We start from the raw sequence: 14,019 nt of genomic DNA, 5'->3' as shown, positions 1-14,019 counted from the left end.
GTCGTCTTTTCCAGCTGGAGCAAACATGCAGATGAAGGTAGCAGGAATACTCGCCGCGGTGAGCTTGTTGACGGGGCAGCAGGCCTTTGCCGAAGACGCCGGTTGCAAGACCGTCAACTTTGCGGACGTGGGCTGGAGCGACATCGCGGCCACCACGGGGCTGGCCTCGGTGGTGCTCGAAGGCCTGGGCTACCAGCCCAGGGTCACCATCGCGTCCGTGCCCATCGTCTTCGCGGGCATGAAGAAAAAGCAGATCGACGTGTTCCTGGGCTACTGGAACCCGTCCATGACGCCGGTCATCGAGCCCTTCGTGAAGGCGGGTGACATCAAGGTGCTGGAGACACCCAACCTGGTGGGCGCCAAGTACACGCTGGCCGTGCCGACCTACCTGTACGACAAAGGTCTCAAGACCTTTGCCGACATCGCCAGGTTCGAGAAGGAACTGGGGGGCAAGATCCACGGGATCGAACCCGGCAACGACGGCAACGCCCTGATCGCGGGGATGATCAAGGACAACAAGTTCGGCCTGAAGCCGTTCAAGCTGGTGGAGTCCAGCGAGGCGGGCATGCTGGTCGAGGCGCAGCGCGCGGGCAAGGAGCAGAAGGCCATCGTGTTCCTGGGCTGGGAGCCGCACCCGATGAACGTGCAGATCAAGATGAGCTACCTCGCGGGGGGCGACGACGTGTTCGGGCCGAACCTGGGTGAAGCCAAGGTCTACACGGCGGTCCCGCCGTCCTATGAAAAGCGCTGCCCCAATGTCTACGCCTTCCTCAAGAACCTGCAGTTCAGCACCACCATCGAGAACGAGGTGATGGGCCCCATCCTCAACAAGGTCAAACCCAACGTCGCGGCGCGGGCCTACCTCAAAAAGAACCCGGGCACGGTGGACCAGTGGCTGGCGGGCGTGACCACGTTCGATGGCAAGCCCGGCCTGGACGCGGTCAAGGCCGCTCTCGCGAAATAAACCCGCCCGCACCGCCGGCCTCCATCCGTGTGGGGGTGGCCGGTGTGCGGCCCCGAGCGCCCGGCCTGCATGGGCCGGGCCCCGCAAGGATGGTCATGAATCCCACAACCCTGTTCAGTTTCATCAACGGCCAAACCGTCAACGGCGGGGGGCAGGTTTTTGAGTCGGTCAACCCGGCGACCGGGCGGGCTTACGCCGTCGTGCACGAAGCCACGCAGGACGACGTGAACCGGGCGGTGGAGGCCGCGGGGGCGGGCTTTGCGCTGTGGTCGGCGATGAGCGCCACCGAGCGGGGGCGCATCCTGCGCCGGGCGGCCGACATCCTGCGCGAGCGCAATCACGAGCTGGCGGCGCTGGAGGTGCGGGACTGCGGCAAGCCGATTCAAGAGGCCCTGGTCGTGGACGTGATGAGCGGCGCGGACTGCATTGAGTATTTCGCGGGCGCGGCCGCGACGCTGACCGGCCAGCAGTACCCGCTGAAGAACGCGTTTGCCTACACCCGCAAGGAACCGCTGGGCGTGTGCGTGGGCATCGGGGCCTGGAACTACCCGATCCAGATCGCCTGCTGGAAATCGGCGCCCGCGCTGGCGGCGGGCAACGCGATGATTTTCAAGCCCTCGGAGCTGACACCGGCCACCGCCGTGAAGCTGGCCGAGGTGTACCTGGAGGCCGGCGTGCCGCCGGGCGTGTTCAACGTGGTGCAGGGGCGCGGGGCGGTGGGTGCCATGCTGGCGGCCCACCCGGACGTGGCCAAGGTCTCGGTCACCGGGTCGGTGCCCACGGGCAAACGGGTCATGGAAACGGCGGCCGGCACGTTGAAGCGGGTGACGATGGAGCTGGGCGGGAAATCGCCGCTGCTGGTGTTCGACGACGCCGACCTGGAGCAGGCGGTCGCGGCCGCGATGATGGGCAATTTCTACACCCAGGGCGAGGTCTGCACCAACTGCACCCGGGTGTTCGTGCAGCGCGGCATCGCCCCGCGGTTTCTGGCCCGCCTGAAGGAGCGCACGCTGCTGCTGCGCGTGGGCGACCCGACGGACCCCGACACCGAGATCGGCGCCCTGATTTCCGAGGCCCACACCGCCCGGGTGATGGATTACATCGCCAGCGGACAGGCCGAGGGGGCGACGCTGGTCTGCGGGGGTGAGCGGGTCGCGGTCGAGGGCCTGGGCGACCAGTTCGTGGCGCCGACGATCTTTGCCGATTGCCGAGACGATATGCGCATCGTGCGCGAGGAAATCTTCGGGCCGGTGCTCTCCATGCTGACCTTCGACACCGAAGCCGAGGCCATCGCGCGTGCCAACCAGTCGCGTTTTAGTCTGGCCGCCGGCGTGTTCACCACCGACCTGCAACGCGGCCACCGCGTGGCCGCGCAGATCCGGGCCGGCATCTGCTGGATCAACAACTACAACATCACGCCCATCGAGATGCCGTTCGGCGGCGTCGGTGAATCCGGCATCGGCTCCGAGAACAGCATGGCCGCCCTGGACCACTACACGCAGCTCAAGACCGTGTATGTTGAGCTAGGCGAGGTGGCGACTGGCTACCGCTGAGCCGGTCTTTCCCCTGTCTCCCTCACATCGCCGCACACGCTCTTTCCGCATGACCAAGCCCGCCGCAGCGTTCGACTACATCATCATCGGCGCAGGCTCGGCTGGCAGCACACTGGCCTACCGCCTGGGCGAAGACCTGGACGTGAAGATCCTGGTGATCGAGGCCGGCCCGATGGACCACAACCTGTTCATCCACATGCCCAGCGCGTTCGCCTACCCGATGGCCAACCCGCGCTACAGCTGGCAGTTCGAGGCCGAGGCCGACCCCGGCATGAACAACCGCCGCATCCATTGCCCGCGCGGCAAGACCATTGGCGGCTCCAGCAGCATCAACGGCATGGTCTATATCCGCGGCCACGCCGAGGACTACAACGGCTGGGCCGAGCAGTTCGGTCTGCCCGAATGGCGTTACGCGAACTGCCTGCCGTATTTCCGCAAGTCCGAAACCCGGGAGCAGGGCGGCGATCACTACCGCGGCTCGGACGGTCCGTTGAAGGTGTCCACCGGACGTTGCGAGAACCCGCTCTACAAGGCCTTCATCGAAGCCGGGCAGGAAGCCGGTTATGGCTACACCGCCGACATGAACGGCCACCGGCAGGAGGGCTTCGGTCCCATGGACATGACGGTGCACAAGGGCCGGCGCTGGAGCACGGCCATGGCCTACCTGCGCCCGGCGCTCAAGCGCGGCAACGTCACGCTGCACACCGGCACCGCCGTCTCGCGCATCCTGTTCGAAGGCAAGGACCTGCCCCGGGCGGTCGGCGTCGAGGTGGAGCAGGGCGGGCAGAAGGTGGTCTACCGGGCGCAGCGCGAAGTCATCCTCAGCGCCGGGGCCATCCAGTCACCGCAGTTGCTGCAGCTCTCCGGTGTGGGCCACCCGGACCTGCTGCGTCCGCTGGGCATCCCGGTGGTGGCCGCGCGTGCGGGCGTCGGCGAAAACCTGCAGGACCACCTGGAAACCTATGTGCAGTACGCCTGCAAGGAGCCGATCACGCTGTACTCGGCCACCAAGCCGCTCGCCATGGGCGCCATCGGCGCGCAGTGGCTGCTCACGCGCACGGGTCTGGGGGCGACCAACCACTTCGAGTCCGGCGGCTTCATCCGCAGCGACGCCGGTGTCAGGCACCCCGACCTGCAGTACCACTTCCTGCCGATGGCCGTGCGTTACGACGGCAGCGCGACGGTGGCGGGCCACGGCTTCCAGGCCCATGTCGGCCCCATGCGATCGACCAGCCGCGGCCATGTGCGCATCCGCAGCGCCAGCCACCGCGACGCGCCCGAAATCCGCTTCAACTACATGAGCACCGACCAGGACCGCAAGGAGTTCCGCGCCGCCATCCGCCTCACGCGCGAGGTGTTTGCGCAAAACGCCTTCCACCGCTTTCGCGGCGAAGAGCTCTCGCCCACCGCCCAGGTGCAAAGCGATGCAGAGATCGACGAACACATCCGCAACCAGGCCGAAACCGCCTACCACCCCAGCTGCTCCTGCCGCATGGGGCATGACGATATGGCGGTGGTGGATGGAGAGGGGCGGGTGCACGGCGTGCAGGCCCTGCGTGTGGTGGACGCCTCCATCATGCCGCTCATCGTCAGCGGCAACCTGAACGTGCCGACCATCATGATGGCCGAGAAGATCGCGGACGCGATCAAGGGCCAGGCACTGCCGCCATCGGATGCACCCGTCTGGCTGCATCCGCACTGGCAGACGCAACAGCGCTGAAGTGAAGCACCCCCTGAGCCGCTGACGCGGCTTCCCCCTCCGTGGCGCGCCTTCGGCGCTTCGAGGGGGACGCACCCTGTGGCCCGGCAGAGCCGGTTCCACGGGTGCCCTGGACCCGGGCACGCGCTCCGGGTGGATTCTGTGTGCTCTCCCTGTGTCACTGCCCGTGGCATGTCGGAATCCGACGCGTGCACATGTCGAATCGGGAACAGAAATTGGCGCGATCAGCACAGCGCCTCCAGGCGATGAAAACGAAGATTCATCCCAGTTCGAACCCCCCTACAAGACCCGAGGAAACACCCCATGTTCAGCTACCGCGATCAGTCTCTCCAGGCCACCGACCCCGCGCTGTGGTCCATCGTCCAGCAGGAGCACCAGCGCCAGGAACAGCACATCGAGCTGATCGCCAGCGAGAACTACACCTCGCCCGCGGTGATGATGGCCCAGGGCAGCCAGCTCACCAACAAGTACGCCGAAGGCTATCCGGGCCGCCGCTACTACGGTGGCTGCGAGTTCGTCGACCAGGCCGAGCAACTCGCCATCGACCGCGTCAAACAACTCTTTGGCGCCGACCAGCACGGCTGGGCCGCCAACGTGCAGGCGCACTCGGGTGCGCAAGCCAACGAGGCCGTGTTCATGGCCTTCATGAAGCCGGGCGACACCTTCATGGGCATGAACCTGGCCGAAGGCGGCCACCTCTCGCACGGCATGGCGCTGAACATGAGCGGCAAGTGGTTCAACGTGGTCAGCTACGGCCTGAACGACAAGGAAGAGATCGACTACGACGCGATGGAACGCAAGGCCCACGAATCGAAGCCCAAGATCATCATCGCCGGCGCCTCGGCCTACGCGCTGCGCATCGACTTCGAGCGTTTCGCCAAGGTCGCCAAGGACGTCGGCGCGCTGCTGATGGTGGACATGGCTCACTACGCCGGCCTGATCGCCGCCGGCGAGTACCCCAACCCGATCCCGCACGCCGACATCGTCACCAGCACCACGCACAAAAGCCTGCGCGGACCGCGCGGCGGCATCATCCTGATGCGCCCCGAGCACGAGAAGGCGATCAACAGCGCCATCTTCCCCGGCCTGCAGGGTGGCCCGCTGATGCACGTGATCGCGGCCAAGGCCGTGGCCTTCGGTGAGGCGCTGAGCCCCGAGTTCAGGGCCTACCAGCAGCAGGTGGTGAAGAACGCCGCCGCGCTGGCCGACACCCTGGTGGCGCGCGGCCTGCGCATCGTCAGCGGTCGCACCGAAAGCCACGTGATGCTGGTGGACCTGCGCGCCAAGGGAATGACCGGCAAGGCCGCCGAAGCCCTGCTGGGCAGCGCCCACATCACGGTCAACAAAAACGCCATCCCCAACGACCCAGAGAAGCCGATGGTGACCAGCGGCGTGCGCCTGGGCTCGCCGGCCATGACCACGCGCGGTTTCAAGGAAGCCGAGGCCATCCAGGTGGGCCACCTGATCGCCGACCTGCTCGACCACCCCGAGGACGAGGCCGTGATCGCCCGTGTGCGCGCCGACGTGGCCGCGCTGACCGCGGCCTTCCCGGTCTACGGCTGAACCCCGGTCACCCACCATGGCACTGAGCACCTTCGACCTGTTCAAGATCGGCATCGGGCCGAGCAGCTCGCACACGGTCGGCCCCATGCGCGCGGCGCTGCTGTTCGCGCAGGCCCTGCGCGATGGCGGCCTGCTGCCCGCCGTGATATCGGTGCGCTGCGAGCTGTACGGTTCCCTGGGCGCCACCGGCAAGGGCCACGGCAGCGACAAGGCCGTGCTGCTGGGGCTGGAAGGCGAAGCGCCCGACCTGATCGACCCCGACGCGATCGCTCCTCGCCTGGCGGCCCTGCGCGAGTCGCAGTCGCTGAACCTGCTGGGCACGAACCGCATCGCCTTCAACGAGCGCGAGGGACTGAAGTTCCTGCGCAAGGCCTTGCCCTTCCACCCCAACGGCATGCGCCTGTTCGCCTTCGATGGCAGCGGCGAGGTCTTGCTGGAGAAAACCTACTACTCCATCGGCGGTGGTTTCGTGATCCAACAGAGCGAAGCGGGTGAACCCGCGCTGGTGCCCGACGCCACGGTCTTGCCGTACCCCTTCACCACCGGCGACGAGCTGCTGCAGCGCTGCGCCGAGAGCGGGCTGAGCATCGCGCAGCTGATGTGGCACAACGAGCTGGCCTGGCGCGATGCGGCGGCGGTGCGTTCGGGGCTGCTGCGGATCTGGGCCGTGATGCAGGCCTGCGTGAAGCGTGGCGTGGCCACCGAGGGCGTGTTGCCCGGCGGCTTCCAGGTCAAGCGCCGCGCGGCCGAGCTGTACCGCTCGCTCACCGCGCACCCCGAGGCCGCGTTGAAGGACCCGCTGCAGGTGATGGACTGGATCAACCTGTACGCGCTGGCGGTCAACGAGGAGAACGCGGCCGGCGGTCGCGTCGTGACGGCGCCCACCAACGGCGCGGCCGGCATCGTGCCGGCAGTGCTGCACTACTACACGCGCTTCGTGCCCGGCGCGAACGAACAGGGCGTGATCGACTTCCTGCTGACCGCCGCGGCGATCGGCATCCTCTACAAGGAAAACGCCTCGATCTCGGGCGCCGAGGTCGGCTGCCAGGGCGAGGTGGGCGTGGCCTGCTCGATGGCGGCCGGTGCGCTGGCGCAGGTCATAGGCGGCACGCCCGAGCAGGTGGAGAACGCGGCCGAGATCGGCATGGAGCACCACCTGGGCCTGACCTGCGACCCCATCGGCGGTCTGGTGCAGATCCCCTGCATCGAGCGCAACGCCGTCGCCTCCGTCAAAGCCATCAACGCCTCCCGCATGGCACTGCGTGGCGATGGCACGCATTTCGTCAGCCTGGACAAGGTCATCCGCACCATGCGGCAAACCGGCGCCGACATGCTGACGAAATACAAGGAGACCTCGCGCGGGGGTCTGGCCGTGAACATTGTCGAGTGCTGAAGAGAACGAGAGAAGGAACCCCCCCATGCAACATTTTTCCATCTGGTCACTGCTGCGCAACAGCATGTCCTACCACGAGGGCTGGCAGAAGCAGTGGCGCTCGCCCGAGCCGAAGCGTGAGTACGACGTCGTTGTCGTGGGCGGCGGTGGGCACGGACTGGCCACCGCCTACTACCTGGCCAAGGAACACGGCCTGCGCAACATCGCGGTGATTGAGAAGGGCTACCTGGGCGGTGGCAACACGGCGCGCAACACCACCATCGTGCGCTCCAACTACTTGTGGGACGAGTCCACCGCGCTGTATGAAAAGTCCATGCAGCTGTGGGAAGGCCTGTCGCAGGACCTGAACTACAACGTCATGTTCAGCCAGCGCGGGGTGCTCAACCTGGGCCACACGCTGCAGGAGATGCGCGACATCGAGCGCCGCGTCAACGCCAACCGCTTGAACGGGGTGGACGGCGAGGTGGTCACGCCGGCGCAGATCAAGGAAATGATCCCCTACATCAACCTGAACACGCGCTATCCGGTGTTGGGCGCTTCGTTGCAGCGCCGCGGCGGCGTGGCCCGGCACGACGCGGTGGCCTGGGGTTTCGCCCGCGCTGCCGATGCGCGCGGCGTGGACCTGATCCAGAACTGCGAGGTCACCGGCATCCGCCGCGAAGGCGGTGCCGTGGTCGGGGTGGACACGGTCAAGGGCTTCATCAAGGCCAAGAAGGTCGCCATCGTCGCGGCCGGGCATTCCAGCGTGATGGCCAGCATGGCCGACATCCGCCTGCCCATCGAAAGCAAGCCGCTGCAGGCGCTGGTGTCCGAGCCGCTCAAGCCCATCTTCCCCTGCGTGCTGATGAGCAACGCCATCCACGCCTACATCAGCCAGTCCGACAAGGGCGACCTGGTGATCGGCGCGGGCGTGGACCAGTACAACGGCTACGGCCAGCGCGGCAGTTACCACACCATCGAACACACGCTGCAGGCCATCGTGGAGATGTTCCCGATGTTCTCGCGCGTGCGCATGAACCGGCAGTGGGGCGGCATCGTCGATGTCTCGCCCGACGCCTGTCCCATCATTGGCCTCACGCCGGTCAAGGGCCTCTACATCAACTGTGGCTGGGGCACCGGCGGCTTCAAGGCCACGCCCGGCTCGGGCTGGGCCATGGCCCACACCGTGGCGCAAGACCGCCCGCACGCGCTCAACGAAGCGCTGTCGCTGAACCGTTTCTACAACGGTCACTTAATTGATGAGCATGGCGCAGCAGGCGTTGCTCATTGATATGAAGCACCCCCTGCGCCGCTGCGCGGCTTCCCCCTCCGTGGCGCGCCTTCGGCGCTTCGAGGGGGACGCACCCTGTGGCCCGGCGAAGCCGGTTCCACGGGTGCCCTGGACACAGGCACTTCGCGCCGGCGGCGCTTGTGCTAACCCCCTGCGCCCCGTTCTTTGAGAAAGAAAACCATGTTGCAAATCAACTGTCCCTTCTGCGGCACCCGTGCCGAGATCGAATTCACCTGCGGCGGGGAGGGCGGCATCGTCCGTCCGCTGAACGCCGAGGCCATGAGCGACACCGAGTGGGGCGACTACGTGTTCATGCGCAAGAACCCCAAAGGGCTGCAGCATGAGCAGTGGCGCCACGCCAGCGGCTGCGGTCGCTGGTTCAACGCGCTGCGCCACACGGTGAGCTACCGCTTTGAAGCGACCTGGAAGATCGGAGAGCACCCGCCAGCCGAGTTCGCGGCCATCGTCAACGAAGGAGCCGCGCAATGACCGCCCGCTTGTCCACCGGCGGCCGCATCGACCGCCGCCGCACGCTGAACTTCAACTTCAACGGCAGGGCCTACCAGGGCCTGGAGGGCGACACGCTGGCCTCGGCCCTGCTGGCCAATGGTGTGAGCATGGTGGCGCGCAGTTGGAAGTACCACCGCCCGCGCGGCATCCTGTCCGCCGGAGTGGAAGAGCCCAATGCGCTGGTGCAGCTGTTCGACGGTGCCCGCACCGTGCCCAACGCGCGCATGACCGAGGTGGCGCTGGTCGAAGGCCTGAGCGCGCGCTCGATCCACGCCAAGCCCAGCATCGAGTTCGACACCGGCGCGGTCAACGGCTGGTTCTCGCGCCTGATCCCGGCCGGCTTCTACTACAAGACCTTCATGGCCTCGCAGGCCGCATGGCACTTCTTCGAGAAGCACATCCGCGCGGCCAGTGGCCTGGGCCATTCGCCCACCGAACACGACCCCGATCGCTACGACAAGCGTTATGCGCATTGCGACGTGCTGGTGGTCGGCGCCGGCATCGCCGGCCTGACGGCCGCGCTCACGGCGGCCCGCGCCGGTGCCCGCGTGGTGCTGTGCGATGAGCAGGCCGAGGCGGGCGGCTGGCTGCTGTCCAGCGACGAACAGGTGGACGGTCAGTCGGCCGCCCAGTGGGTGGCCCAGGCGCTGGCCGAACTGGCAGCGCTGCCCGACGTGACCGTGCTGCCACGCACCACGGCCTTCGGTTACCAGGACCACGATCTGGTGACCCTGGTCGAGCGCCGCGGTGACCACCTGCCGGCCGAGCGGGCCCCGGTGTTCCGCGAGCGCCTGTGGCGCGTACGGGCCAAGCGGGTGGTGATCGCCACCGGTGCGCACGAGCGCCCACTGGTGTTCGGCAACAACGACCTGCCCGGCATCATGTTGGCCGGCGCCGTGTCTACCTACATCCGTCGCTACGCGGTGCTGCCCGGCCGCAACGCCGTGGTGTTCACCAACAACGACGCCGGCTACGACGCGGCCCTGGCGCTCAAGGCGGCGGGCGCCAGCGTGCAGGTGGTGGATGCGCGTGCACAGCCCAGCGGTTCGCTGAGCCAGCGGGCCAAGGCCCAAGGCATCTCGGTGCTGGCCGGCCACGTCATCACCGAAGCGCGCGGCGGCCAGCGCGTGAGCGGCGTGCTGGTGCAGGCCATCGACGGCCAGGACCGGCTCAGTGGCTCGGTGCGTGACATCGCTTGCGACCTGGTCGCCCTCTCGGGCGGCGTCAGCCCGGTGGTCCACCTGCAGTGCCAGGCCGGCAGCAAGGCGGTCTGGAACGATGCGCAGGCGGCCTTCCTGCCGGGCGCGCCGGCGCAGTCCGAGATCTCGGCCGGCGCCTGCGCCGGTCAGCTCACGCTCAAGGCCAGTGCCGACGACGGCGCGGCGGCCGGTGCCCAGGCGCTGAAGGCGCTGGGTCTGTCGGCGGGCGCGGCGGCGGCCCCGGCCGTGGCGGCGCAGGACGCGGGCAGCATCCGCGCCCTCTGGCTGGTGCCGCACGCCAAGCCGGTCAGCCGCGCGCCCAAGCAGTTCGTCGACCTGCAGAACGACGTGGCCGCGTCCGACATCCACCTCGCGGTGCGCGAAGGCTTCGAATCCATCGAGCACGTCAAGCGCTATACCGCCATGGGCTTCGGCACCGAGCAGGGCAAGACCGGCAACATCAACGGCATGGGCATCGTGGCCCAGGCGCTGGGCAAGTCCATCCCGCAGGTGGGCACGACCACCTTCCGCCCGAACTACACGCCGGTGACCTTCGGCGCGGTGGCCGGGCTGGAGCTGGGCGATGCCTTCGACCCGATCCGCACCACCGCCATGCACGAGTGGCACGTGAAGCAGGGCGCGTTGTTTGAAGACGTGGGCCAGTGGAAGCGGCCCTGGTACTACCCCAAGCCCGGCGAAGACCTGCACGCCGCGGTGGCGCGCGAGACGCTGGCGGTGCGCAACGGCGTGGGCACGCTCGACGGCTCCACGCTGGGCAAGATCGACATCCAGGGTCCGGACGCGAGCGTGCTGCTCAACTGGATCTACAGCAATGCCTGGTCCAAGCTGGAGATCGGCAAGTGCCGCTACGGCCTGATGCTCGATGAAAACGGCATGGTGTTTGACGACGGCGTGACCGTGCGTCTGGCCGAAAACCACTACCTGATGCACACCACCTCGGGCGGCGCGGCGCGCGTGCTGGCCTGGATGGAGCGCTGGCTGCAGACCGAGTGGCCGCACCTCAAGGTGTTTCTCACCAGCGCCACCGACCACTGGTCCACCTCCATCGTGGCCGGCCCCAAGAGCCGCGCCGTGCTGCAGAAGATTTGCAGCGACGTGGACTTCGACGACGCGGCCTTTCCCTTCATGTCGTACCGCGAAGGCACGGTGGCCGGGTTCAAGGCCCGCATCATGCGCATCAGCTTCTCGGGCGAGCGCTGTTACGAAGTCAACGTGGCGGCCAACGATGGCCTGAAGGTCTGGGAGGCGATCCACGCCGCGGGGGCCGAATTCAACATCACCCCGTACGGCACCGAGACCATGCACGTGCTGCGCGCCGAGAAGGGCTACATCATCATCGGGCAGGACACCGACGGTTCCGTCACGCCGATGGACCTGGGCATGGGTGGCCTGGTCACCAAGACCAAGGACTGCCTGGGCAAACGTTCGCTGACGCGCGAAGACACGGCGCGCACCGACCGCAAGCAGCTGGTCGGTCTGCTGCCGGATGACCCCGCCTTTGTGTTGACCGAGGGTGCGCAGATCCTCAACGAGGCGCCCACCGGCCCCACCGCGCCCATGGTCGGCCACGTGACCTCCAGCTACATGAGCCCGACCCTGAAACGCTCCATCGCCATGGCCCTGGTCAAGGGCGGCCTGACCCGCATGGGCGAGAAGGTCTATGTGTCCATGCAGGGCGGCCGCACCGCCACGGCCACCATCGCCAGCCCGGTCTTCTTCGATCCCAAAGCGGAGCGCCAAAATGCTTGATACCCTCCAGCGCCCTATCTCTGAACGCTCCTTTGCGCCCATGGGCCGCGTGCCCACCGCCCGCGCCTCGACCGAGCAGTCCCTGCTGGCCGGCTGGCGCCACGGACTGTCCGTCCTCAACCTGCGCGGCAACCCCGACGACCCGGCCTTCCGCGACGGTGTGTCGCAGGCCCTCGGGCTGACGCTGCCCACGCAGGCCTGCACCACCGTCACCAACGATTCGCTCCGCCTGGTCTGGGTCGGTCCGGACGACTGGTTCGTCATCGGCCCCAAGGGCGGGGCCGCCGCCGTCGAGGCCAGACTGCGCCAGCCCCTCGCCGGACAGCACTTCGCCGTGACCGACGTCAGCAGCGGCTACACCGCGCTGCACCTGAGCGGCCAGCCGGTGCGCGAGGTGCTGGCGCAAGGCTGCCCGCTGGACCTGCACCCCAGCGTGTTCCGCCCGGGCTCCGCCGCCGGCTCCGTTTTCTTCAAGGCATCGGTCTGGCTGTGGCAGACCGATGAGGCGCCGGTGTACGAAATGCTGGTGCGCAACAGCTTCAGCGGCTACGTCTGGCTGATGCTGGAGCGTTGCACGCTGGAATGTGGCCTGGTGACCCGGCGCTTCCCATGAACGCGACCTGGACCGTCCGCATCGAGCGGCTGGAGACCCAGCTGCCGGTGGGCATCTACGCGAACGAACAGGCCGCGCAGCCGGTGTGGGTCAGCCTGACCACCACCGGCGAGGCCAGCGCCATGCCCGGTTCGTTGGATCAGTGCTTCGACTACGAGCCGCTGTGCCGCTGGCTGACCCAGGAGTGGCCGCAGTCGCCGCACACGCCGCTGCTGGAAACGCGGGTCAACCAGGTCATGGCCTTCGTTTTCGCCTCGGACCCGCGCGTGCGCCACGTCTGGGTCGGTCTGTACAAACAGCGCGTCAGCCAGCAGGCGCTGGTGGTGGGCATGGAGCGCGCCTCCTCGCGCGCCGAGTTCGAGGCCCTGCGGTTGCAGGCGGCCGAGACGAGCGCCTTTCTCCAAACCCTCACGCATCACGGTGACACCCATGCAAGCCTCACCCAATGAATCCACCCGTGAACCTGCCCGCTATGTGCTGACGCTGGCGGTGGCCAGTGCGCAGGGCCAGGTGGCGGCCATGGTGGCCTTGCTGGAGCGGCACGGTGCCTACATCGAAGAGTTCGCGGTGTTCGACGACGCGCTGGTCTCGCGCTTCTACGTGCGCATCGTGTTCCGCCTCGATGGCGACAAGGCCAGCGGCATCGCCGCGCTGCGCGAGGCCTACGCCCAGCTGATGGATGGCTTCGACGGCGCCGAGGGCGCTATCCACGACCTCAGCCGCCCCACGCGCGTGATGATCATGGTGTCCAAGGCCGACCACTGCCTGCGCGACCTGCTGGCCCAGTGGCGCCGCAAGGAACTGAACATGGACGTCGTCGCCGTGGTATCCAACCACGCCGACCTGGGGCCGCTGGCCGTGGCCGAGGGTATCCCGTTCCACCACCTGCCCATCACCGCCGACACCAAGCCGCAGCAGGAAGCGGCACTGCTGGCCTGCATCGAGCAGCACGAGGCCGAGCTGGTGGTGCTGGCGCGCTACATGCAGGTGCTGTCGGAGGAGATGTGCGAGAAGCTGGCGGGCCGCGTCATCAACATCCACCACTCGTTCCTGCCCGGCTTCAAGGGTGCACGGCCCTATGAGCAGGCGCACGCGCGTGGGGTCAAGCTGATCGGCGCCACGGCCCACTTCGCCACCAGCGACCTGGACGAAGGCCCGATCATCGAACAGGCCCTTGAGCGCGTGGACCACGCCTACAGCCCGGAGCTGCTGTTGAGCACAGGCAGGAGCGTGGAATGCCTGGCTCTGGGGCGCGCGCTGCGGTACGTGCTGGAGCACCGGGTGTTCCTCAACGGACTGCGGACGGTGGTGCTGCGGTAGGTCCAGCGGCATCGAAACGACTGGCTCAGTTCAGCCTGCAACAGTCGGGAATGCACGCCATCGGACTGGCAGTTCGTGAGCGAAGTTCACTCAGTCACGACCAGGGTCGGGTCAAGGCTGGGTGCAGCCGGTCTGGTTCTGCAG

11 protein-coding genes are annotated in these 14,019 nt (G+C 67.6%); all 11 read left to right on the top strand.

Annotated features, from left to right (window positions below; all coding sequences use genetic code 11):
* The first annotated feature begins 31 nt into the window (after positions 1–31).
* The 11 genes from HTA01S_RS06380 (at position 32) to HTA01S_RS06330 (ending at position 13,875) form a co-directional block, all read left to right on the top strand.
* Positions 32–964, top strand: coding sequence for a choline ABC transporter substrate-binding protein (locus tag HTA01S_RS06380; protein ID WP_245638020.1), 933 nt, complete (start codon positions 32–34; stop codon positions 962–964).
* A gap of 95 nt (positions 965–1,059) precedes the next feature.
* Positions 1,060–2,517, top strand: a complete 1,458-nt coding sequence (gene betB, locus HTA01S_RS06375) for a betaine-aldehyde dehydrogenase (protein ID WP_068168204.1) — start codon at positions 1,060–1,062, stop codon at positions 2,515–2,517.
* A gap of 49 nt (positions 2,518–2,566) precedes the next feature.
* Positions 2,567–4,237 carry a choline dehydrogenase gene (betA, locus tag HTA01S_RS06370; protein ID WP_068167937.1) on the top strand — a complete coding sequence of 557 codons (1,671 nt, stop codon included), beginning with the start codon at positions 2,567–2,569 and terminating at the stop codon, positions 4,235–4,237.
* Positions 4,238–4,540: 303 nt separating this feature from the next.
* Positions 4,541–5,800, top strand: coding sequence for a serine hydroxymethyltransferase (gene glyA, locus HTA01S_RS06365; RefSeq protein WP_068167935.1), 1,260 nt, complete (start codon positions 4,541–4,543; stop codon positions 5,798–5,800).
* Between the two features lie 16 nt (positions 5,801–5,816).
* Complete coding sequence (locus tag HTA01S_RS06360; RefSeq protein WP_068167931.1) at positions 5,817–7,193, top strand: L-serine ammonia-lyase; 1,377 nt, start codon at positions 5,817–5,819, stop codon at positions 7,191–7,193.
* A gap of 25 nt (positions 7,194–7,218) precedes the next feature.
* The gene (locus HTA01S_RS06355) at positions 7,219–8,463 is read left to right on the top strand and encodes a sarcosine oxidase subunit beta family protein (protein WP_068167929.1); all 1,245 of its coding nucleotides are present in this window, start codon (positions 7,219–7,221) and stop codon (positions 8,461–8,463) included.
* A 180-nt stretch (positions 8,464–8,643) separates the two neighbouring features.
* Positions 8,644–8,952 (top strand): sarcosine oxidase subunit delta, encoded by a 309-nt coding sequence (locus HTA01S_RS06350; protein WP_068167926.1) that lies wholly within the window; start codon positions 8,644–8,646, stop codon positions 8,950–8,952.
* The gene (locus HTA01S_RS06345) at positions 8,949–11,942 is read left to right on the top strand and encodes a sarcosine oxidase subunit alpha family protein (protein WP_068167924.1); all 2,994 of its coding nucleotides are present in this window, start codon (positions 8,949–8,951) and stop codon (positions 11,940–11,942) included. Before HTA01S_RS06350 ends, HTA01S_RS06345 begins: the two co-directional genes overlap by 4 nt.
* The gene (locus HTA01S_RS06340; protein WP_169804746.1) at positions 11,935–12,555 is read left to right on the top strand and encodes a sarcosine oxidase subunit gamma; all 621 of its coding nucleotides are present in this window, start codon (positions 11,935–11,937) and stop codon (positions 12,553–12,555) included. Before HTA01S_RS06345 ends, HTA01S_RS06340 begins: the two co-directional genes overlap by 8 nt.
* Positions 12,552–13,004: a dihydroneopterin aldolase gene (locus HTA01S_RS06335; protein WP_068167920.1), complete on the top strand. Its 453-nt coding sequence runs from the start codon at positions 12,552–12,554 to the stop codon at positions 13,002–13,004. Before HTA01S_RS06340 ends, HTA01S_RS06335 begins: the two co-directional genes overlap by 4 nt.
* Entirely contained in the window at positions 12,985–13,875 is an 891-nt protein-coding gene (locus tag HTA01S_RS06330; protein ID WP_068167918.1) for a formyltetrahydrofolate deformylase, read from the top strand. Before HTA01S_RS06335 ends, HTA01S_RS06330 begins: the two co-directional genes overlap by 20 nt.
* Positions 13,876–14,019: the final 144 nt, after the last annotated feature.

This window comes from Hydrogenophaga taeniospiralis CCUG 15921 (assembly GCF_001592305.1).
GTDB lineage: Bacteria > Pseudomonadota > Gammaproteobacteria > Burkholderiales > Burkholderiaceae_C > Hydrogenophaga > Hydrogenophaga taeniospiralis.
This window is presented reverse-complemented; position numbering and strand designations above follow the sequence as displayed.